This window comes from Arthrobacter sp. zg-Y1116 (genome assembly GCF_024385485.1).
In the GTDB taxonomy this organism is placed as follows: domain Bacteria; phylum Actinomycetota; class Actinomycetes; order Actinomycetales; family Micrococcaceae; genus Arthrobacter_B.
Genome location: NZ_JANFLR010000001.1, coordinates 853,718 through 872,980 on the forward strand (window position 1 = coordinate 853,718; position 19,263 = coordinate 872,980).

The 19,263-nt window shown below is 66.1% G+C and carries 21 protein-coding genes and 1 tRNA gene; 9 read left to right on the forward strand and 13 right to left on the reverse strand.

What is annotated here, in order from left to right:
• Window position 1: 1 nt before the first annotated feature.
• The 7 genes from NNX34_RS03975 to NNX34_RS04005 all read right to left on the reverse strand — a co-directional run bounded on the left by NNX34_RS03975 (window position 2) and on the right by NNX34_RS04005 (window position 3,498).
• A complete protein-coding gene (locus NNX34_RS03975) occupies window positions 2–877 on the reverse strand; it encodes an ABC transporter permease (protein ID WP_255765225.1) in 876 nt (291 codons plus the stop codon).
• A complete protein-coding gene (locus NNX34_RS03980; protein WP_255765226.1) occupies window positions 874–1,767 on the reverse strand; it encodes an ABC transporter ATP-binding protein in 894 nt (297 codons plus the stop codon). Before NNX34_RS03980 ends, NNX34_RS03975 begins: the two co-directional genes overlap by 4 nt.
• 99 nt (window positions 1,768–1,866) lie before the next feature.
• On the reverse strand, window positions 1,867–2,373 hold the full coding sequence (locus NNX34_RS03985; protein WP_255765227.1) for a GNAT family N-acetyltransferase: 507 nt from the start codon (window positions 2,371–2,373) through the stop codon (window positions 1,867–1,869).
• Between the two features lie 24 nt (window positions 2,374–2,397).
• Window positions 2,398–2,574: a hypothetical protein gene (locus NNX34_RS03990; RefSeq protein WP_255765228.1), complete on the reverse strand. Its 177-nt coding sequence runs from the start codon at window positions 2,572–2,574 to the stop codon at window positions 2,398–2,400.
• A gap of 206 nt (window positions 2,575–2,780) precedes the next feature.
• Window positions 2,781–2,921 carry a hypothetical protein gene (locus NNX34_RS03995; protein WP_255765229.1) on the reverse strand — a complete coding sequence of 47 codons (141 nt, stop codon included), beginning with the start codon at window positions 2,919–2,921 and terminating at the stop codon, window positions 2,781–2,783.
• Window positions 2,922–3,045: 124 nt separating this feature from the next.
• Window positions 3,046–3,333, reverse strand: a complete 288-nt coding sequence (locus tag NNX34_RS04000) for a hypothetical protein (protein ID WP_227919498.1) — start codon at window positions 3,331–3,333, stop codon at window positions 3,046–3,048.
• 92 nt (window positions 3,334–3,425) lie between these two features.
• Window positions 3,426–3,498: transfer RNA gene (locus tag NNX34_RS04005), tRNA-Ala, on the reverse strand.
• Window positions 3,499–3,720: 222 nt separating this feature from the next.
• On the opposite strand from NNX34_RS04005, the gene NNX34_RS04010 reads away from it, so the two are divergent.
• The gene (locus tag NNX34_RS04010) at window positions 3,721–4,128 is read left to right on the forward strand and encodes a four-helix bundle copper-binding protein (RefSeq protein WP_255765230.1); all 408 of its coding nucleotides are present in this window, start codon (window positions 3,721–3,723) and stop codon (window positions 4,126–4,128) included.
• Here NNX34_RS04010 and NNX34_RS04015 read toward each other — a convergent pair.
• A complete protein-coding gene (locus NNX34_RS04015; RefSeq protein WP_255765231.1) occupies window positions 4,125–4,634 on the reverse strand; it encodes a DinB family protein in 510 nt (169 codons plus the stop codon). The genes NNX34_RS04010 and NNX34_RS04015 overlap by 4 nt on opposite strands.
• Before the next feature lie 147 nt (window positions 4,635–4,781).
• Here NNX34_RS04015 and NNX34_RS04020 point away from each other — a divergent pair, with 147 nt between their 5' ends.
• From NNX34_RS04020 to NNX34_RS04040, 5 genes are all read left to right on the forward strand, one after another.
• Window positions 4,782–5,006 carry a hypothetical protein gene (locus NNX34_RS04020; protein ID WP_255765232.1) on the forward strand — a complete coding sequence of 75 codons (225 nt, stop codon included), beginning with the start codon at window positions 4,782–4,784 and terminating at the stop codon, window positions 5,004–5,006.
• A gap of 77 nt (window positions 5,007–5,083) precedes the next feature.
• Window positions 5,084–5,800: an IclR family transcriptional regulator gene (locus NNX34_RS04025; protein ID WP_255765233.1), complete on the forward strand. Its 717-nt coding sequence runs from the start codon at window positions 5,084–5,086 to the stop codon at window positions 5,798–5,800.
• A gap of 74 nt (window positions 5,801–5,874) precedes the next feature.
• The gene (locus NNX34_RS04030; RefSeq protein ID WP_255765234.1) at window positions 5,875–7,800 is read left to right on the forward strand and encodes a heavy metal translocating P-type ATPase; all 1,926 of its coding nucleotides are present in this window, start codon (window positions 5,875–5,877) and stop codon (window positions 7,798–7,800) included.
• A 34-nt stretch (window positions 7,801–7,834) separates the two neighbouring features.
• Window positions 7,835–8,830, forward strand: coding sequence for a magnesium and cobalt transport protein CorA (locus tag NNX34_RS04035; RefSeq protein WP_255765721.1), 996 nt, complete (start codon window positions 7,835–7,837; stop codon window positions 8,828–8,830).
• Window positions 8,830–9,219, forward strand: coding sequence for an META domain-containing protein (locus NNX34_RS04040; protein ID WP_255765722.1), 390 nt, complete (start codon window positions 8,830–8,832; stop codon window positions 9,217–9,219). The genes NNX34_RS04035 and NNX34_RS04040 overlap by 1 nt, the downstream gene beginning before the upstream one ends.
• Before the next feature lie 4 nt (window positions 9,220–9,223).
• Here NNX34_RS04040 and NNX34_RS04045 read toward each other — a convergent pair whose 3' ends face one another.
• Complete coding sequence (locus NNX34_RS04045; RefSeq protein ID WP_255765235.1) at window positions 9,224–10,585, reverse strand: MFS transporter; 1,362 nt, start codon at window positions 10,583–10,585, stop codon at window positions 9,224–9,226.
• Between the two features lie 245 nt (window positions 10,586–10,830).
• Between NNX34_RS04045 and NNX34_RS04050 the strand changes: the two genes are divergently transcribed.
• Window positions 10,831–12,333 carry a DHA2 family efflux MFS transporter permease subunit gene (locus NNX34_RS04050; RefSeq protein ID WP_255765236.1) on the forward strand — a complete coding sequence of 501 codons (1,503 nt, stop codon included), beginning with the start codon at window positions 10,831–10,833 and terminating at the stop codon, window positions 12,331–12,333.
• 64 nt (window positions 12,334–12,397) lie between these two features.
• Here the strand turns inward: NNX34_RS04050 and NNX34_RS04055 are convergent, their stop codons facing one another.
• Window positions 12,398–13,279, reverse strand: coding sequence for a manganese catalase family protein (locus tag NNX34_RS04055; protein ID WP_255765237.1), 882 nt, complete (start codon window positions 13,277–13,279; stop codon window positions 12,398–12,400).
• Between the two features lie 175 nt (window positions 13,280–13,454).
• On the opposite strand from NNX34_RS04055, the gene NNX34_RS04060 reads away from it, so the two are divergent.
• Entirely contained in the window at window positions 13,455–14,936 is a 1,482-nt protein-coding gene (locus tag NNX34_RS04060; protein ID WP_255765238.1) for a S10 family peptidase, read from the forward strand.
• A 3-nt stretch (window positions 14,937–14,939) separates the two neighbouring features.
• On the opposite strand, the gene NNX34_RS04065 is transcribed toward NNX34_RS04060, so the two are convergent.
• Window positions 14,940–15,695: a class I SAM-dependent methyltransferase gene (locus NNX34_RS04065; RefSeq protein ID WP_255765239.1), complete on the reverse strand. Its 756-nt coding sequence runs from the start codon at window positions 15,693–15,695 to the stop codon at window positions 14,940–14,942.
• A gap of 42 nt (window positions 15,696–15,737) precedes the next feature.
• Window positions 15,738–16,238 (reverse strand): DUF456 domain-containing protein, encoded by a 501-nt coding sequence (locus NNX34_RS04070; protein WP_255765240.1) that lies wholly within the window; start codon window positions 16,236–16,238, stop codon window positions 15,738–15,740.
• Between the two features lie 296 nt (window positions 16,239–16,534).
• Between NNX34_RS04070 and NNX34_RS04075 the strand changes: the two genes are divergently transcribed.
• Window positions 16,535–17,728 (forward strand): hypothetical protein, encoded by a 1,194-nt coding sequence (locus NNX34_RS04075; protein ID WP_255765241.1) that lies wholly within the window; start codon window positions 16,535–16,537, stop codon window positions 17,726–17,728.
• A 449-nt stretch (window positions 17,729–18,177) separates the two neighbouring features.
• On the opposite strand, the gene NNX34_RS04080 is transcribed toward NNX34_RS04075, so the two are convergent.
• Window positions 18,178–19,086, reverse strand: a complete 909-nt coding sequence (locus NNX34_RS04080) for an SDR family oxidoreductase (RefSeq protein ID WP_229950751.1) — start codon at window positions 19,084–19,086, stop codon at window positions 18,178–18,180.
• Window positions 19,087–19,263 lie beyond the last annotated feature (177 nt).

Consider the following 19,263-nt stretch of genomic DNA (forward strand, 5'->3'; position numbering starts at 1 on the left):
CTCAGCGGATACGGGAACGGATCCGCAGCGCCGCCAGCAGGACGAAGACCACCACCATGGCCGCGAGTACAGCCACAACGTAGCCGGTGGGCACTGACCAGTCCCCCACCTGTGCAGTAATTCCGAAAATATCCTGCACCGCGGCCACGGCGTCGGGCTGGTCCGTCACGGCGTCCATGGGTCCGGCGGTCATTTCCTGGCGCACCACCATGGAGGCCTGCATAAAGGGCAGCGCGCTGACGAAGTTCTTCACTCCCTCGGGAAAAGCCCCCACCGGAATGTAGGAGCCGGCAGCGAAGCCGAGGATGGTGCCTACCAGTGTGGACAGTGCCGCGAAAGAACCCGGGGTACGGACGAAAGTGACGATGAAGGCGCTCAGCGACCCGAAGGCGATACAGCTAAGCACCAGGTAACCGTATGTACGGGCCAACCGGCCCGCCGTGAGCACCACGCCGTCCACTGCGGCCAGGTATCCCAGGCTCACGGCCAGCACGACTGTGGTCATGATCAGCGCGATCGCGACGGTGGAGAGCAGATACCCCAGGACCAGCTGCCCGCGGCTGATCGGAGACACCAGGAAGTCCCGGAAACGCCCGCTGGCGGTGTCATCCACGATCACGTTCACCGCGGCGAGCCCCGTGGTGATTGCGGTGATACCCACGATCCCGGCGAACATCCACGCGTCCACAAAACCCTTGATGTCCTCCTCGGCGGCCTGCGGAAACATTTCCGCCAGGCCTTCGGTCTGCTGGTTGCCCAGGAACAGGGTGTAGAGCAGGAACAGGACCAGGGCGCCGAGGAGGGAAAAGAACAGGTTGAGCCGGTCACGGAAGTACAGGCGTAGGTTCCGGCCGGTGATGTCCAGGACTACGTTCATGCTGCTTCCCCCTGCCGGCCGGTCAGGGCCAGGAAGACGTCATCCATGGTCCCGTGGCGGAATTCGAAGTCCAGGACGCTGTCGCCGTGCGCCGCGAGGAGGCGGCGGGCGGTATCGGAGCGGTCTACCCGCAGCCGCAGCACGTTGCCGTCCACCCCGGCGACATCGACCCCGGCGTCGCGGGCCAGGGACGTCAGCGCCTGCGGGTCGGAGGAGGTGATGGAGAGGATGCTGCTGCTGTATTCGGCGCGCAGCGTGGTGGGCGTGCCGTCGGCAATGATCTGCCCCTTCTCAATCACGCAGACCCGGTCCGCTTCCTCGGTTTCCTCCATGTAATGGGTGGTCAGGAAAACGGTGAGGCCGTGGTTTTCCCGCAGGTCGTGGATGGTGGACCAGACGAGGGCACGGCTGGCCGGATCCAGGCCGGCGGTGGGTTCGTCCAGGAAGATGATCGACGGCGAGTGCAGCAGCGCCCGGGCGATGTCCACGCGGCGTCGTTCTCCGCCGGAATAGGTGGCATAGCGCCGGTCGAGGAATTCCCCCAGGCCGACCATCCGGCCCAGCTCATCAATGCGGGCATTATTGGCCGCTTTGTCGGGTGAATAGAACCGTGCCCGGGTTTGAAGGTTTTCCCGGCCGGTGAGGATCGGATCCAGCATCGAATCCTGGAACACCACCCCAATGGCTTCACGGACGCCGCCGCCGCTGCCGCGGACGTCGTGCCCGGCTACCTCGACAGTCCCGGCGTCGAACGGCAGGACAGTGGTCAGGCAGGAAATGGTGGTGGACTTCCCCGCACCGTTGGCACCCAGGAAGGCGAAAACGCTCCCTGGCTCCACGTCAAAGGACAAATCGTCCACGGCCGCCACCCGGCCGAAGCGTTTGGTCAATCCCCGAACGGAAATTGCGGCATCCGTAGTTCCCAATTGGCTCCCCTAGCTTTTTGCGGTTCTATGCATCCAGGAGCAGGTCGTCGAAGTCCAGTGGAGTCACCGTGTTGTTTCCCAGTCCGAGCGAAGTATCGCATAGGCCACGGAGGCAAGCCGGGTGCCATCCGCCGTCGGCCACGCCTGCCGGTAGTGGGCCTCTTTGACGAACCCTGCCCGCAGGAACGTTTTACGCATGGCAATGTTGTCTTCCCGTGTCTGGCCTTCAAACCGGACAATATCCGGCAATTCGGTGAAGGCCAGCCGGCACAAGGCCCGAACCACCGCCACGCCCAGTCCGCGGCCGCGCTGACTTTCCGCCAGGCGAAGGTCAAAGACAGGGTTGTCGTCCTCAAGGTCCTCCAGGACCACCAACCCAATGTCTTTGCCGCCGTGCTGCACCCAGTACCCCTGGGATTCCTTGCTCCAGAAGTGCCCCTCCGCCACCCGCTTGTTCGCCTGGAACTCGTCGGGCGCCGTATTCACATGGAAGGGGAACCGGTTTGAGGCCAGGAAGGCAGTGACCGCACTGGCGTCGTCAGGGGTCATCCTGCGGAAGGTGGTGGACATTCGGGAAGTGTAGCGTGCGGGGTTCTAGAGCGCGCCGATCCGGTCCTGGCTTCCGGTCAGGGCGGACTTTTCGGCTTCTTCTTCGAGGCGGAGGCGCCAGCCGCGCGGGGGCGGCCAGGAGATACCCCACAACTCAAGCTGCTGTTTGGTGAAACCACCTGCAGGAGTACGTGCTGCTTCTATTTCTTCACGGGTCGGCATTGGCAAATCATGACACGCACCCCGGATTATGTCACCGGTAAATCAAACATTTCCGGCACCGTTCTTTTATTCCGCTATTGACGGACCAAGTGGGTGCCGCGATCCTGCTGCAATCCGCGGTTTTTCAGGAGTATTTCAAAATAAAAGGGACTCACGGTATCGCTAAAGAACTATATTAGGGACTTCCGGTACCGCTAATTCAGCACTTACTGATGAGTGGTCACCATAATCAATTGCCAGCCTTCCGGAACCTGGGACTGGAGTGCTTCCCGGGCTTCGAGGAATCCCTCCCCCTCGGCTTCCAATTCCCGGGTTTCGATAGGACGCATGATGCCAGTGACTTTCATGCTTTCAGCCTAGGCGCGGTACGGGTCCCCTGCCCGCATGAAGCGTGTTGTGTCTAACACCCCTGGGCTGATGGCCCGGCACCGGCCTCCGCCGCGGAACACGCCCGGTCACCGGGAAATGCGGCTAGGCGAGGTTTGCCGGCTCGTTAGGCACGGGCTGATCCTGCACGGCGGGATTTCCTGGCACACCCAACGAGGAAACTACGCGGTGAATGCCTACGAGGAGCATCGAAACACCTGCGATGGCGACGACCACACCCAGATACAGGAACATCACGCTGTTGTGCGTATCGGAATAAGCACCTGATGACATCAGGACATCCATGGCCGAAAAGAGGATAAAGAGGGCACCGAGGAACAGAATCGCGCCGCCCCAGGAGATGAGCGCTGCACTCTGCTTGAAGTTGTTCATGGACCAACTCTATCGGTCCCTCCGGGACGCCCCGTCACGGAGGGACCGCTCCGGAGAAAGCAAAAACCCCCGGTTTCCCGGGGGTTTTCCTGTGGAGCTTAGGGGAATCGAACCCCTGACCTTTTCATTGCGAACGAAACGCTCTACCAACTGAGCTAAAGCCCCAAACTGCACCGCGCGGCGTCGTACCCGGTCCGAACTACGGATCGAAACGGCCGAACAACCGACCCCGCTAGGCTACACCGATTCTAAACACGTGCTCGGGCCCGCACCAAACCCCCGGCACCCTAGGAATGCCTCGGGACCCTCGCTACCGTCGAGGAACCGGCACGGTTCGCCCGCGGAGAGCGGTCCTGCGCAAAGCACACCGGAACCAAGGAGAATGCCATGGCCCTGATCACCGAAATGCTCGAAAACCATCCCGCCGCCGGCCCCCGCACATCGGATCCCCGCCTCCTGGTCGAGTGCCTGCTGGCCTGCGGTGAATGTGCTCAGGTCTGCAATGCCTGCGCGGACGCCTGCCTGAGCGAGGAAATGGTGGGCGAGCTGGTCAGCTGCATCCGCATCGACCTGGACTGTGCCGAGATCTGCGCGACCACGTCCGCAGTGCTGTCCCGAACAGGTGCCACGGGGCCGGCGACCGCCAGCCTGCTGCATGCCTGCATTGCAGCCTGCGCCGCGTGTGCCGAGGAATGCCAGCAGCACGCCGCGATGCACCCGCATTGCCGGATCTGCGCGGAAGCCTGCCGCCGCTGCATCAACGCCTGCGAAAAACTGCTGACCTCACGCGGTTAGTGCGCCAGCACCATTCCCCGGACATACGCCGCCTGCCCCACGTGCTCAAGGCAGTCCGCGAAGGTGCTCACCAGCCGGACGCCCAGCGTGACCGGCGGATCCCAGGCCCGGTCCACGATCCGGCCCAGGTCCTCGCCCGACAGTCCCGAGACGAAGGCCTCGGTGCGGGAATGCACGTCGTCGTAATAGCCCAGCAGCAGCTCCGCGGAGTGCACCTGGACCAGCGCCACCTGCTCGGAGGTATGCCCGTAGCCGGTGTCCTCCACCGCCAGCGGCAGCCCCAACCTTTTGGCCCAGCCGTCGGCGGTCCAGGCCTGCTCCTGCCCCGACACCTCGGCAATCTGGTGGTCCTCCACCCGGCTCAGGTGCCAAATCAGCCAGGCAATGGAGTTTCCGTCCGGATAGGGGCGGTGATTCAGTGCACCGGCGTCGAGATTGTTCACTGCCCGCCGGACTGCGCCGGGGAGCCGTCCGAAGGCATCGATAAGGAGATCGCTTTCGTCCATCGCGGCAGGCTCCCTCAGGGTTGGCGGCAGGATTTTGCCATCGTTTCACGCCGGTCCGGCGTCCGGGAAGAGGCCGTTTCCGGGCCGCCGCAGAAAACAGGCCGCGGACCGGTTCCTTCCTCGCCGCGCAGTCCTAAAATGGCTCGCATGAGCTGGACAGATGAGCGTCCCGCATGGCTTCCGCCCATTCCCTCGCCGCACCGCGGCCAGGCTCGGATTGTTCTGGGAATGATCCTGGTCTGCAGCACCATGCTGGCCAGCCTCGTGGTCGCTTCCTTCGGTGCACTGCTGAGCATGTACATCCTCTGGCCGCTCACGGGCGGGCTGCTGCTGCTGATGTCCGGGCTGCTCAGCCGCCGCCGCGGCGTGTAACGGCCGGCCCGTAACGGGGCATCCGGCGCCTCCCGTCACGGCACGGCAACGCAGGGCCGTGCGCTTAGGATTGGCCCATGACACCCCCAGAGCCAACCGGAGCCGGCTCCCAGTCGCAGACCCTCTCCCGCGGCATCCGCGCCCTGGAACTCCTCGCGGACGCGGAGGGTGCCCTGAGCATTGCCGAACTGTCCGAACGACTTGGGGTACACCGCTCCATCGCCTACCGGATCCTGCGGACTCTGGAATCCCACTCCCTGGTGATGCGCGACGACGCCGGCCGGGTTTCGGCCGCACCCGGCCTCGCGGCGCTGGCGCGGGGCGTGTCGCGGGACCTGCAGTCGGCGGCGCTGCCCGAGCTCGGCGTGCTGGCCAACGAGCTGTCCATGACGGCCTTTGTTGCGGTCTGGGACCGGCAGAACTGCGTCACCCTGATGACCGTGGAACCCACCCACAGCCGCACCGCCCTCATCCAACGCCCGGGCACCCGGCACTCCTTCACCGCCGGCGCTCCCGGGATCGCGATCCAGTCCGCCATGACGGAAGAGCAGTGGGACCGGCTGGCCCCGGGGCAGAAGTACCGCAGCGAAAGCCGTGTGGCCCGTGAGCGCGGCTACGCCGTCAGCCACAACGAGGTCATCGAGGGGGTTTCCGCCGTTGCCGCTCCGGTTACTGCCGCAGGCCAGCTGCCCGCCGCGGTGTCGGTGGTGTACTTCGGCTCCGGTAAGGACGAAGACGCCATGGGACTGCGGCTGGCCGAAACCGCCCGGCGGATTGAAGCGGCCCTCCGCTGAGAGCCTCGCCGGGAAAATTTAGGTAAGCATTATCTTGCTGGAAACTGCTCCGCAACCGGCCTAAAACTGAAGGCATGAGGAGCAGCAGAATACCCAGGATCCCGGACGCGGTGCGCCGCTATCCGCTGGTGTTCGCCACGCTGCTGGTCGGCTTGGCGGTCCTTGCCCTGCTCGCCGTCGACGCCGGTACCGCCGCGGCCTGGACGGCCAGCCTGTACGCGGGCGCCGTGGCACTGCAGACCGCCGCGGGGATGGTCCGGAACATCCGTGCCGGCAACTGGGGTTTGGACATCCTGGCCGTCATTGCCATCCTCAGCACCATCGCCGTCGGCGAATACCTCGCCGCGCTGATCATCGTGCTGATGCTTTCCGGCGGCGAGGCGCTGGAGGATTATGCCGCCGGCCGGGCCCGCAGCGAGCTTGATGCCCTGTTGGAACGCGCACCACAGCAGGCCCACCGGCTGGAAGCGGACGCCGTCGTCGACCTTGCCGCCACCGAGGTCCGGCCCGGCGACATCCTGCTCGTCCGGCCCGCCGAGCTGGTGCCTGTGGACGGCATCCTGCTGGATCCGGCCGCGGAGTTCGATGAATCCTCACTCACGGGCGAATCCCTGCCCGCCCTGCGCAGCGCCGGGGAGACGGTGCTCAGCGGGTCGGTCAACGGCACCGCTGCCGTCCGTATCCGTGCCACGGCGACGACGGCGGACAGCCAGTACCAGCGGATTGTGGCCCTGGTGCAGGAGGCCGCGGCGTCGCGGGCACCCTTGGTGCGGCTGGCGGACCGGTACGCCCTTCCGTTCACCGGGCTTTCCCTGCTGATTGCCGGCGCTGCCTGGCTGGCCAGCGGCGATCCCGGCCGCTTTGCGGAGGTACTGGTCCTGGCCACCCCCTGCCCCTTGCTGATCGCTGCCCCGGTGGCCTTTATGGGCGGCATGAGCCGGGCTGCCCGGCACGGCATCATCGTCAAGGGCGGCGCCACCTTGGAACAGCTTGCCCGGATCCGCACGGCCGCCTTCGACAAGACCGGCACGCTGACCGTCGGCCGGCCGGAACTGGTGGCAGTGCATCCGCAGCCGCCGTTCACGGAGGATGAGCTGCTGGCCCTGGCTGCGTCCGCGGAGCAGTATTCCTCCCATGTGCTGGCCGCCGCTGTCCAGTCCGCGGCCACCGCGCGGGGGCTGGCTTTGCTGCCTGCCCACTACGCCTCGGAGACGGCGACCAACGGGGTGGAAGCGCTGATCGGCGGCCGCAGGATCCGGGTGGGCAAGCAGCGGTTCATTGCCGGCACGGGCGCGGACCCGGCGGAACAGCCGCTGCGGCCCGGCGAACTCGCCGTCTATGTAGGGGTGGAGGGCAGCTTCGCCGGCACCCTGGTGCTTAGCGATACCGTGCGCCCCAATGCCGCGGCCACGCTCAAGGACCTGCGGCGGCTGGGAGTCCGGTCCACGGTGATGCTCACCGGTGACGCCGCCGGAACCGCGCACAGCGTCGCCCACGAGCTGGGCATTACGCAGGTCTCCGCCGGTTTGCTGCCGGCGGATAAGGTCCGGGCGGTTGCCGCCCTGCCCGACCGGCCGGTCCTGATGGTGGGCGACGGCGTCAATGACGCACCGGTGCTGGCGGCGGCCGACGTCGGCATTGCCATGGGTGCCAGGGGTTCCACCGCGGCGGGCGAGTCCGCCGACGCGGTGATTGCCGCCGACGACCTCTCCCGCGTGGCCGTCGCCGTCGACATCGGCCAGCACACGCTCCGGGTGGCGCTGCAGAGCATCCGGCTCGGCATCGCGCTGAGCGTGGCCCTGATGCTGGTGGCAGCCTTCGGGTACATTCCGGCGGTCGCCGGTGCCCTGACCCAGGAACTGGTGGATTTGGCCGCCATCCTCAATGCCCTGCGCGCACTGCACGGGGCTGGACGCCGTCCCGCTCGCGGCTCCGAGCGGCACGGGGACCGGCGGGCAGGGATAATGGGCAGTGGCCGCCGCCCGGTGCCCGGCCGTTGACGGGTTTTTTGGTTTAGACGCTAGGGGAATGTCCATGACGTTGGTCGACAATGCGGTGTATGTGAACGGCAAGCGCCACCATAACCCGGACAGCCTGGATGAAACGTTCGAACTGACCCGCAGCTCCGGCGGCATGGCGTGGATCGGCCTGTACCGCCCGGACGAGGTGGAGCTGCTGGCCGTCGCCGAGGAGTTCGGCCTGAACCTGCTCATTGTCGAAGACGCTTTGGCCGGCCACCAGCGCTCGAAGCTCGAGCAGTACGGTGACCAGTTGTTCCTGGTGCTCCGGCCCGCCCGCTACCTGGACGACGTCGAACGCGTCGAGTTCGGTGAGCTGCACCTGTTTGTGGGCCCCAACTTCGTCGTGACCGTCCGGCACGCCGAATCGCCGGACCTGACCCGTGTCCGCAAGCGGCTGGAACAGGAGCCGGACCTGCTGGCACTCGGCCCGCAGGCCGTGCTCTACGCGGTGCTGGACCAGGTGGTGGATGAATATGCTCCCGTCGCGGCCGGGCTGGAGAACGACATTGACGAAATTGAGGACCAGCTGTTCGGCGGCGACGCCGAGGTTCCCCGCCGCATCTACGAGCTCTCCCGCGAAGTCATCCAGTTCCACCGCGCCATCAGTCCGCTGGAAAACGTGGTGGGCGAACTGCGCCAGAACGCGGAGCAGTACGGCATCCCGGCGGACCTGCATGACAACCTCGGGGACGTGCTGGACCACGTGCTGCGTCTGGTGGACCGCGTCAATGCCTACCGCGCCATCCTGGAGAATGCGCTCACCCTGTCCTCGACACTTGCCTCCAACCGATTGGCGGAAACCAGCATTGAACAGAACGAACAGGTGAAGCGGATTTCCTCGTGGGCTGCCATCCTCTTTGCGCCCACCCTGGTGGGCACCATTTACGGCATGAACTTTGACCACATGCCCGAACTCGGCTGGCAGTTCGGCTATCCGCTGGCCATCGTGGCGATGTTCGGGATGGGCGCCATCCTGTACGTGACCTTCAAACGGAACAAGTGGCTCTGATGCGGCTGCTGCTCCCCGTACTGGCGGGCGCGCTGCTGCTGAGCGCCTGCGGGAACAACGCCGGTGCTTCCCCGGATCCCGGCGGAAACGGCGGGAGTTCGGCCGCCGATGTGACCGGCCCGTGGGGCGACGTCGATAATCCGGACGCACCGTCCCTGGACTTCAGCCCCGACGGGCGGGTCAGCGGCACGGACGGCTGCAACCGTTTGATGGGGCACTGGACCGTCTCCGGCAACCGCGTCACCCTCCGGGACATGGCCACTACCCTGATGGCCTGCCCGCCCGGAATGGACACATGGCTCGCCGCGGGTGCCGCGGCCGACGTCGACGGCGGCACCCTGCGGATCTATGACCAGGCCGGCAACGAAATCGGCGTCCTGGAACGGTAGGGCGCTAGTGCCGGGACTGTTGCTTCGGCGAGCCCTCCACGTGCAGGTCGTTCCCCTTGGTTTCCTTCACCATGGTCACGGCCACAAAGGACACCACGCACAGCACCATGATGTAGAGGCCGATGGACGGCGACCAGCCGGTCTCGTTCAACAGCGCCTGGGCAATGGTCGGCGCGAACGCCCCGCCCAGGATGGCCCCGAGGGCATATCCGATGGAGACACCCGAGTACCGCACCCGGGCCGGGAACATCTCGGCATACATCGCTGACTGCGGACCGTAGGACAGGCCCAGGCCGATGGTCAGGACGAAAATCGCCACCGCGAACAGCACAATGTTGGTGGTGTCGATGAGCAGGAACATCGGGACCGACCACAGGAACACCCAGGCGTAGCCGATCTGGAAGGTGCGGACCCGGCCGATCCGGTCGGAAAGGATCCCGCCGTAGAGCGTGAAGATCAGCCAGCCGAAGGATCCCAGCGTGGTGGCCAGCAGTACCGAGGGCCGGTCCATTCCCAGGCCGCCCGCGGTCGGCTTACCGGTGGCGTAAGAGGCGAAGAAGGCGATGACCAGGTACCCGGCCGCATTGTTGGCAATGAAAATCAACGCACTGAGGATCACCTCGCGGCTGTTGTGCCGGAACAGCTGGCCCAGCGGAGCGGACGATTCCTTCTTTCGCTCCTGGATCTCCTTGAAAATGGGGCTCTCGGCCACCGAGCGGCGGATGAAGTAGCCGACGATGATCAGTACCACCGAGACCAGGAACGGGATCCGCCAGCCCCAGGCCAGGAAGTCCTCCTCGCTCAGGCTCGTGCTCAGCACGTACATTACGAACGTCGCCAGGATCATGCCCACCGGCACGCCGATCTGCGGGTAGGCGCCGAACAACCCGCGCTTGCCCGCCGGGGCGTGCTCCACCGACAGCAGGGCGGCCCCGCCCCACTCCCCGCCGGCGGAGAAGCCCTGCATAATGCGCAGCACAATCAGCAGGATCGGACCGGCGACGCCGATCTGCGCGTAGGTGGGCACCACACCGATCAGGGCGGTGGAGATACCCATCATGACCAGCGTGAACACCAGCATTTTCTTCCGGCCGATCCGGTCTCCCAGATGTCCGGCCACGACGGCGCCCAGGGGACGGAACAGGAAACTGATGCCGATGGTCGCAAAGGAGACCACCTGGCCCAGGGGGCCGTCGTTGATGGGACCGAAATACAAGGTGGCCAGCACCAGGCCGGCAGCCTGGGCGTAAATGAAGAAGTCGTACCACTCGATGGTGGTGCCGACCAGGGTTCCGGCGAGGACCTTGCGTTCCTCCCGGCTCATCCGGCGGGAAGAAGGCACGGCGGACGCGGCATTGACACTCATCTAAAACTCCATTGTTTTGAGACGGACAGTGACGTGGAAAACGAACCCGGTCCCCGCAGCCGGATGCTGGCATCGTACGCCCGCCCCGGCGTCGGGCACCTCACCCGGACCGGCGAGTTTCAGGACATCACGGAATTCCCCCGGGGGAACCGCCCGGGGTGTGCGCACAGGGAAGAAAGGTCCACAATAGACTTCGGCTCTTTTCCGCCCTCACCGCTTTCTCGACCGAACGGCAGCAACGCATCTTGAACACCTCCCAGCCGGACCTTAAACCGTGGCCGGCGCTCTGGTCCCTGGTCATCGGGTTCTTCATGATCCTGGTGGACTCCACGATCGTAAACATCGCCACCCCCGCCATCATGGCGGACCTGGGCGCAGGACTCGACCAGGTGATCTGGGTGATCAGCGCCTACCTGCTGGCCTACGCCGTGCCGCTGCTGATTACCGGCAGGCTCGGTGACCGGTTCGGCCCGCGCCGGGTCTATCTGATCGGACTGGTGGTCTTCACACTCTCCAGCCTCTGGTGCGGCTTTGCGCACAGCGTGGACGCGCTGATCCTCGCCCGTGTGGCCCAGGGCTTCGGCGCTGCGCTGATGACCCCGCAGACCATGTCCGTGATTACCCGGATCTTCCCGCCGGACAAGCGCGGCACCGCACTGGGCCTCTGGGGCGCAACCGCCGGCGTCGCCACCCTCGTGGGTCCGATCCTGGGCGGTGTGCTGGTCGACGGACTGGGCTGGGAATGGATCTTCTTCATCAACGTGCCGGTGGGCGTGCTGGGCTTCATCCTGGCCTACCGGCTGGTGCCGCAGCTCCCCACCGCCGTGCACCGCTTCGATTACCTGGGCGTGCTGCTCAGCGCGGCGGGGATGTTCTGCCTGGTCTTCGGCATCCAGGAAGGCGAAAGCTACAACTGGGGAACCATTGCCGGGCCGTTGTCCGTCTGGTCCCTGATCATTGCCGGGGTGGTGCTGCTGGGGCTCTTTGTCCTCTGGCAGCGGCTGAACCGCGCCGAGCCGCTCCTGCCGCTGAAGCTCTTCCGGGACCGCAACTTCTCCCTGGCCAACATCTCCATCACCGGCATGGGCTTCGCCGTCACCGCGTTCTCGCTGCCGGTGATCCTCTTTGCGCAGAACGTGCGCGGGCTGAGCCCAACCCAGGCGGCTCTGCTGCTGGCCCCGATGGCCGTCCTGGCCGGAGTCCTCGCCCCGGCTGCGGGCAAAATCGTCCAGCGCGGGAACCCCCGGTTCATTGCGGTGTTCGGGTTCGCTGCCATGGCGGCATCCCTCATCTGGCTCGGTTCCATCCTCAGCCCGGACGTCCCCTACTGGCACCTTCTCCTGCCGATGGCCCTCATGGGACTGGCGAACGCATGCATCTGGCCCTCGGTGTCGCTGACCGCCACGCGCAACCTCGCGGCCGACGTCGCCGGTGCCGGTTCCGGCGTTTACAACACCACCCGGCAGTTCGGCGCGGTGATCGGCAGCAGCGCCATCGCCGCGGTCATGCAGTCGCGGCTGACGGCGCACCTGGGCGGAAGTGCGGCCGACGGCGGCACCGCACCGGCCGGCGGCGTGTTCCCGGAAGCCCTCAAAGCCGGCTATTCCGAGGCCATGGGGCAGTCCCTGTACCTGCCCGCGGCCGTCATCCTCCTTGCCCTGCTGGCCTCGCTGTTCTACGCCAAACCTGCTCCTGAACTCACCTCGGGCGGGGCCCGGGAAGCGGCACGGACCTCCTCGAAGGGCTAAACCCCGGACAGCGCAAAACCGGGCGGAGCCTCTGCGGCTCCGCCCGGTTTGCGTCCGGCAGGGGTTATTCCTTGTTCAGCTTGTCCTGCACGGCGCCGGCTGCCTTCTCGACCGGATTGGGGATGTCCGTGGTCCCGTAGTACCGGGCGTCCGGGCGGGTGGGGGGCGGCATCGGGGCCCGGGTGGTGGGACCGTCGTGGTAGCTGAATTCGCCCTTGCCGTCCGGCGTCGGCCCCTTGGCCCAGGACCCTTCCTTGGCGTGCTCGCCGTCGGAGAAGTTCAGGTACTGGTAGGACACCTCGCGGTGTTCCTTGTTGAGCGGGAAGTTGCTGGGTACCGGTAGCTGTTCCATGTTCTCCGCCTGAAGTTCCAGGGCCGCGGTGGTCCACTGGTTCTGGTGCATGGTGTCCCGGGCCAGCAGGAACGCCAGCAGGTCCCGCACCCCGTGGTCATCGGTCATGTGGTAGAGCCGGGCAACGGCAATGCGGCCCTGCATTTCGATGTTGGCGTTGGACGTAAAGTCCGCCAGCATATTGCCGCTGGCCGTGATGTAGCCGCCGGTCCAGGGATTGCCGTTGCTGTCCACCGGGCGGGCACCGGCACCGGCCACGATGGCGTGCTGCACGTCCATGCCGCCCATCACCGCTGCAACCGTGGGATCGTTCTGGACGGCGTCGTCGGTAACCCCCAGCGGAGCCTTTTCCAGCAGCTGCGCAATCATGATGGCCAGCATTTCCACATGGCCCATTTCCTCTGCGGCAATGCCGTACAGCAGGTCCCGGTATTTGCCCGGAATGTGCGCATTCCAGGACTGGAATCCGTACTGCATGGCTACCGTTATTTCGCCGTACTGGCCGCCCAGTGCCTCTTGAAGCTTCCGGGCAAACACCGCATCCGGCTTCTCCGGGGTGGACTTGAACTGGAGTTCCTGTTTATGGAAAAACATAATGCCTCCGCACCTTGTGGACCGGCGCCGGAATCGGCGTTCCCTCTGCGGGGTGCCGTGGCCGGTCACGGTGTTTCCAACGTAGACCCGCACCGGAATCCGCGGAAGAGCAGGCAGTGCACTTGCCGGCCCCACCTCCCGGGTAATCGGCCGAGACACGGGTAGTGTCCTTGCCATGGTCTCCCAGGAACGCCCCGACACCGCTGCCTCCGCCCCCGCCGATCCGGACGCGAACCCGGCACCGGACGTCACCGACGACTTCGCGGTCCGCCGGCACACCCTGCCCTCGGGCCTGGGGTACACCACCACCACCGGACGGATGGTCTTCCGCAAGGAAGAACTCAGCGACGGAAAGTCGGACGGCTTCCGGCCCAAGGCGGAGATCTTCCTGGTCGCCTACACGGCGGACGCGCCGGAGACCGGCCCCAACCGGCGCCCTGTGGTGTTTGCCTTCAACGGCGGGCCGGGTTCCTCCTCCGTCTGGCTCCATATGGGGCTGCTGGGCCCGCGGATGGTGGACTCGGGCGACGCCGGTTCCCTGACTCCTCCCCCGTTCGACCTGGTGGACAACCCGCAGACTCTGCTGGAACACGCGGACCTGGTGCTGATCGATCCGGTGAACACGGGCTTCTCCCGGGTGGTGAACGGCAACGACGCCGCGGAGTTCCACGGGTTCGAGGAGGACCGGGATCTGGTGGCCGAGGTGATCCGGCTCTGGACCACGCGGAACAACCGCTGGCTGAGCCCGAAGTACCTGGTGGGTGAGTCCTACGGCACCCTGCGCGCGGTGGCCGTGGCCGGGAAGCTGTTCGACGCCTACGGACTGGCGGTCAACGGTCTGGGCCTGATTTCGACTGTCCTGAACCTGGCCACCCTGGATTTCGCACCCGGGCGGGACACTCCCTATGCGCTGCACCTGCCGACCTACGCCGCCATCGCGCACTTCCACGGCCGGCTTCCGGGCCGCGAGCTGGCCGACGTCGTCCGCGAAGCCGAAGCCTACGCCGCGCGCGAGTACGGATATGCGCTGACCCAGGGGTCCCGGCTGAGCGCGGAGGAGTACGACGACGTCGTCGCCCGCCTCGCCGCCATCACCACCCTGAGTGAGGGCTTCATCCGGCGTACCAACCTGCGCTGGGACTACGCGATGTTCTCCGCGGAGCTGCTGCGGGAGGACAACCTGGCCGTGGGGCGCATTGACGGCCGGTTTACCGCCGCGCCGGCGCACCAGCAGGACTGGATCAACTGGGACGATCCCAGCCTGGTGGCCATCAACGGCCCCTATTCAGCGGCCATCAACCACTATGTCCGCGCCGAGCTCGGCTACGAGAACGATCTCCCCTACGAAATCCTCAGCGGCCGGGTCCAGCCGTGGAGCTACAAGACCTTCGAAGGTGTGCCCGTGGATGTCACCGGCACCCTGGAACGGCTGCTGGTGCACAACCCGGCGCTGCGCGTGCACGTGGACTACGGCTACTACGACGGCGCCACGCCGCATTTCGCCGCGGAGTACGTGTGGGCGCACATGCGGCTGAGCGATGAAGCACGGTCCCGGTTCACGCACCACTACTACGAGGCCGGGCACATGATGTACGTGAACCCCGGCTGCCGTGCCGACCAGCTGCGGAACCTCGCGGGGTTCGTGACCGGGGCCTAGGGGTCAGGGGGCCGGCGGGCGGCGGAACAGTGCGGTGAGCAGGAAAGATTCCCCAAACCAGGGCGAGTCCTGTTCCTGAGCGGCCATCGGGCGGATTTCGATTTCTTCGAAGTCCGCAAAAACCCACCGCAAGTCGTCAGGGCTGAAGGCAATTCCCGCTTCGAATGTCCCGTCGCGGTAGAGCTGTTCGTCGGGAGCTTCCGAGCCCATCCGGCCCCGGGCGAAACAGGCCAGCCCCAGATAGCCGCCGGGCGCGAGGGTGCGCTTCAGCAGTTGGAGGTAGCTGATTCGGCGGTGCGGGGGAAGGTGGTGCAGGCACCCTGAGTCGTAGACCAGTCCATACGTTCCTGAAAACGCTTCCGGCGGCGGGGCAAAGGCGTCGCCGCAGGTGAATGAGACCTCCAGCCGCCGCGCTGCGGCACGTTCCCGGCCCCACGCCACGGCCTCGGATGAGAGATCAACGGCATCCACGGTATAACCGTTTTCCGCCAGGAACAGGGCATTGCGGCCAGGACCTGACCCGATATCCAGTACCCTCGTCGGCGCGAACACTTCGTCGCTGACCCACCGGGCCAGGTTTTCGTCGGGTTTGTCGGCGAAGAACGGGACGGGCCGGGTCCGGTCGGCATAGAACCTGTTCCACCAGGTGCTGCCTGCGTCATGGGTCCAGCGGACCGAGTCACGGGCAAACAGCCCGTCCATCAGCCTCAGGAGATCATCAACGGACCGCAGGCTGCGGTTGATCGGCGGCTCGCTCATAACGCCAGACCTTACCCACGCGGCTCACCCCGGGGAACGGTGTTACCGGGTGGCGAAGTGCAGCCAGACAGCCCCGCCCCAGAGTCCGCCTGCGGTCAGCGCCAGCGCCAGTTCGGCCAGGATCCCGATGCCCATGGCCTTCAGGGTGGCCACACTGGAGGACCAGGCGGTGGGCAGGTCCCGCTTGCGCAGCCACTCACTGAGCAGCAGGCCGACGGCGAACCCGATGAACAGGCCCACGGCAGGAATGGTGAACATTCCAACGATGCCCACAGCCACGCCCGCCACGATGGAGCGCTTGGGGATTTCCCGTTCCTTAAGCCGCCGTCCGGTGAGGAAGGCACTGGACAGCATGCCGGCGATCAGGAGCACGGCACCGATCCCGAAGGACCACCAGGCCGGCGCGCTCTGCACTCCGAGGGCCCAGCCCAGCAGGGCAATGAGGATCAGGATGCTGCCCGGCAGCACGGGCACCACAATGCCGATCAGGCCCACGGCGATCACCAGGGCTGCGGCAATGGTTACAAGAAGGTCCGGATCCATTCCCCCAGTGTTCCACCAGCTGTCCACTCCCCTCGTATTTGCCCGCCGGGGCGGTTCGGCCTTTGCGATTCTGCTGCCGGTTGGGGATTCCGCTGCCGGTTGGGGAAATCCCTCCGCTGCGCAGTGGCAGGGATCTCCCAAACCGGTCGGGTTTTCCCAAACTGGAGCCTTTACCCGGTCCGCCGGGCCCGAAATCCCCGGCGTGGCTCGGACCGCCGGGTGGAGAAACTACTAAGGATGCTTATAAGGTGGCATCTTCAGCCCGATTCACCGGACGGAAAACAGGAGAGCAGTAAATGAGCACCGAACCAGGGAACACAAACGCTTCCAACACCGGACGCGGAGCCTCTGACGGCGGCCCGTTCCGGGACCGGTCCGATCGGCCGGCGCCCGTCGACGACAGCCAGGCTATTCCCGTGGACGGTCACCGGGAGGACACCGCTACCCGGGCCATGGACACCGACACCGCCTCCTCTTCTCCGTCGCATGCCACCGGACGCCGCGCAGGCAGCCATGCCGCCGAGCCGGTAGCGGGCACCGCGAACGACGACGCCGCCGGCCGCGCGATGCCGGTCTCCGATTCCCGTTCGGGCGCCGATTCCGGCTCCGAAGATACGCACACCCGGGTTGCACCGGTCACCGCCACCCGCTCCCCCGATACCGACGGCACCGGCGAGCACCGCGGCGCAACATCGGTATCTGCCGTGCGTGACCACCGTGACGCAGATACTGAGCGCGATTCTGACCGCGACGCCGAGAACCGGCACGCCATGAACGCCGGCGACACGACGGATGATCGACGCGACGCCCGCGACGACCGGAACGATGACCGCGGCGTCGTACGCGACCAGGACCGGGACGGCCGAATTGATGGCCGTGACGCCGTGCACACCCGCGAGGCCGCCCTGCCCAACCGTGAGGCACTGCTGGCCCGGGAGAAGGAACGCTTCGGCGGCTTCAAGTTCGGTGCGGCGTTCTTCGGCTGGCTGACCGCTACCGGAATGGTGGTGCTGCTTTCGGCGCTGGCTGCGGCGATTGGCGCTGCCGTGGGCCTCTCGGCTGAAACCAACCTCGGCCAGGCGCTGGAATCTGCAGCAGCCAACCAGTCCGCCGGGATCATCGGCGCGATCATCATGCTCCTGGTCCTGTTGCTCTCCTACTTTGCCGGCGGATACGTCGCCGGGCGCATGGCCCGCTTCAACGGCGCCAAGCAGGGCCTGGCCGTATGGCTCTGGGCACTGGTGGCGGCCGCCGTCGTCATCGTCCTGGGCCTGATCTTCGGCAACGACATCCGCAGCATCAGCCAGCTCAACTCGGTTGCGCCGCTGCCCGAGAACCTGGAAGGCATGGACGCCGGCACCTGGATCGCCGTCGCTGCCAGCCTGCTGGCCACCCTGCTCGGCGCCATCCTGGGCGGCCTGGCCGGTATGCGTTACCACCGCCGTATTGACCGTGCAGACTTCCGCACGGAAGAGACCGTCGTCCGCTAAGACGTTGTCCGTCCTAACGGCCGCTGCAACCTCCGGTTTCCGGGGATTGCAGCGGCCGTTTTTTGTTGGTCCCCTCCCCCAGCAGGACGTCCCACACTCCGGTGCGGAAGTGGCTCCTGTGACCTCACCTGCAACACCGGCGCCACATCGTGGGATGCTGTGTCCGCGACGAGCAGGACGTCCCACGCTCCGGTGCGGAAGCGACGGCTGGGACCTCACCAGCAACAGCAACAGCACATTTCGTGGGACGCTGTGTCCGCGACGAGCAGGACGTCCCACGCTTCGGTGCGGAAGTGGCGCCTGAGACCCCGCCAGCAACACCTGCACCACGTCCTGGGATGCCGTGCGGGCCACAGTGCCAGGCGAGCAGGAATCAGTGCCCGACAACTTAAACAGCTGAGGCCCCGCATCTGCGGGGCCTCAGCTCTAACGGGATGAAACCGCAGACGTTACGGGGACGGGGTGCCGCCGTTGACGTTCAGCGTTTCGCCGATCACGTAGCTGGATTCCGGCGACGCCAGGAAGACGTAGGCCGGAGCCAGTTCGGTGGGCTGGCCCGCACGGCCCAGCGGGGTGCTCTGGCCGAACTCCGTCAGCGCTTCCTTCTGCTGTCCGTCGGACGGCTGCAGCGGGGTCCAGAACGGACCCGGTGCCACGGCATTCACACGGATTCCCTTGGGTGCAAGCTGCTGGCCAAGGCCCTTGGTGAAGTTGTTGATGGCCGCCTTGGTGCTGGCGTAGTCCAGCAGGTCGGCGGACGGCTCGTAGGCCTGGATCGAGGTCGTGTTGATGATGCTCGATCCGGCCGGCAGGTGCTTCAGCGCGGCCTTCGTCACCCGGAAGAACGAGTAGATGTTGGTCTTGAACGTATGGTCCAGCTGCTCGTCGGAGAGATCTTCAAGGTTCTCCACGGCAATCTGCTTGCCCGCGTTGTTGACCAGGATGTCCAGCCCGCCCAAGGCCGAAACGGCATCCTCGACCAGCTGGCGGCAGTACTCGGGATCCTTGAGGTCACCGGGAAGCCTCACCAGCTTACGGCCGGTCTTCTCGACCACCTCGGCAATATGCTGGGCGTCCGGCTCCTCCTCGGGAAGGTAGGAGATGGCGACGTCGGCACCCTCACGGGCGAACGCAATGGCCACAGCCGCACCGATGCCGGAATCGCCGCCGGTAATAAGCGCCTTCCGGCCCTCCAGGCGTCCGGTGCCGCGGTAGGTGTCCTCGCCGTGGTCCACGTGCGGGGTCATGTCCTTGTCCAGGCCCGGCTCGGGCTGGTCCTGGATGGGCGGTGCGATGGACGGGTAGCGGTCCACGGGGTTCTGGAACGTGTACTGGTCCGACTTGTTGCCGTTTGTCATAGAAGTTCCCACTTTCGGTAGGTCAGTCCATTCGGGCGGTCCGGCTAGGGCCGCCGTGAAAGGCGGTCGCTCACGCTAACGTAAGCATGCTTATTACCCTATGCCCGATTGGCGCTTCTGCTCAAGTCTGCGGTTCCGCCGCACAAATCGCCGCTGCTATGGCCCTGCCCGCTGCCG

Bases quoted from the DNA above. Each gene is read 5' to 3' on its own strand.
- NNX34_RS04070 (WP_255765240.1), bottom strand. From the start codon at position 16,238: ATGGATCCGGACCTTCTTGTAACCATTGCCGCAGCCCTGGTGATCGCC.
- NNX34_RS04060 (WP_255765238.1), top strand. From the start codon at position 13,455: ATGGTCTCCCAGGAACGCCCCGACACCGCTGCCTCCGCCCCCGCCGAT.
- NNX34_RS03990 (WP_255765228.1), bottom strand. From the start codon at position 2,574: ATGCCGACCCGTGAAGAAATAGAAGCAGCACGTACTCCTGCAGGTGGT.
- NNX34_RS04065 (WP_255765239.1), bottom strand. From the start codon at position 15,695: ATGAGCGAGCCGCCGATCAACCGCAGCCTGCGGTCCGTTGATGATCTC.
- NNX34_RS03985 (WP_255765227.1), bottom strand. From the start codon at position 2,373: ATGTCCACCACCTTCCGCAGGATGACCCCTGACGACGCCAGTGCGGTC.
- NNX34_RS04035 (WP_255765721.1), top strand. From the start codon at position 7,835: ATGACGTTGGTCGACAATGCGGTGTATGTGAACGGCAAGCGCCACCAT.
- NNX34_RS04080 (WP_229950751.1), bottom strand. From the start codon at position 19,086: ATGACAAACGGCAACAAGTCGGACCAGTACACGTTCCAGAACCCCGTG.
- NNX34_RS04000 (WP_227919498.1), bottom strand. From the start codon at position 3,333: ATGAACAACTTCAAGCAGAGTGCAGCGCTCATCTCCTGGGGCGGCGCG.
- NNX34_RS04040 (WP_255765722.1), top strand. From the start codon at position 8,830: ATGCGGCTGCTGCTCCCCGTACTGGCGGGCGCGCTGCTGCTGAGCGCC.
- NNX34_RS03995 (WP_255765229.1), bottom strand. From the start codon at position 2,921: ATGAAAGTCACTGGCATCATGCGTCCTATCGAAACCCGGGAATTGGAA.
- NNX34_RS04075 (WP_255765241.1), top strand. From the start codon at position 16,535: ATGAGCACCGAACCAGGGAACACAAACGCTTCCAACACCGGACGCGGA.
- NNX34_RS04045 (WP_255765235.1), bottom strand. From the start codon at position 10,585: ATGAGTGTCAATGCCGCGTCCGCCGTGCCTTCTTCCCGCCGGATGAGC.
- NNX34_RS04025 (WP_255765233.1), top strand. From the start codon at position 5,084: ATGACACCCCCAGAGCCAACCGGAGCCGGCTCCCAGTCGCAGACCCTC.
- NNX34_RS04015 (WP_255765231.1), bottom strand. From the start codon at position 4,634: ATGGACGAAAGCGATCTCCTTATCGATGCCTTCGGACGGCTCCCCGGC.
- NNX34_RS04055 (WP_255765237.1), bottom strand. From the start codon at position 13,279: ATGTTTTTCCATAAACAGGAACTCCAGTTCAAGTCCACCCCGGAGAAG.
- NNX34_RS04030 (WP_255765234.1), top strand. From the start codon at position 5,875: ATGAGGAGCAGCAGAATACCCAGGATCCCGGACGCGGTGCGCCGCTAT.
- NNX34_RS03975 (WP_255765225.1), bottom strand. From the start codon at position 877: ATGAACGTAGTCCTGGACATCACCGGCCGGAACCTACGCCTGTACTTC.
- NNX34_RS04020 (WP_255765232.1), top strand. From the start codon at position 4,782: ATGAGCTGGACAGATGAGCGTCCCGCATGGCTTCCGCCCATTCCCTCG.
- NNX34_RS04010 (WP_255765230.1), top strand. From the start codon at position 3,721: ATGGCCCTGATCACCGAAATGCTCGAAAACCATCCCGCCGCCGGCCCC.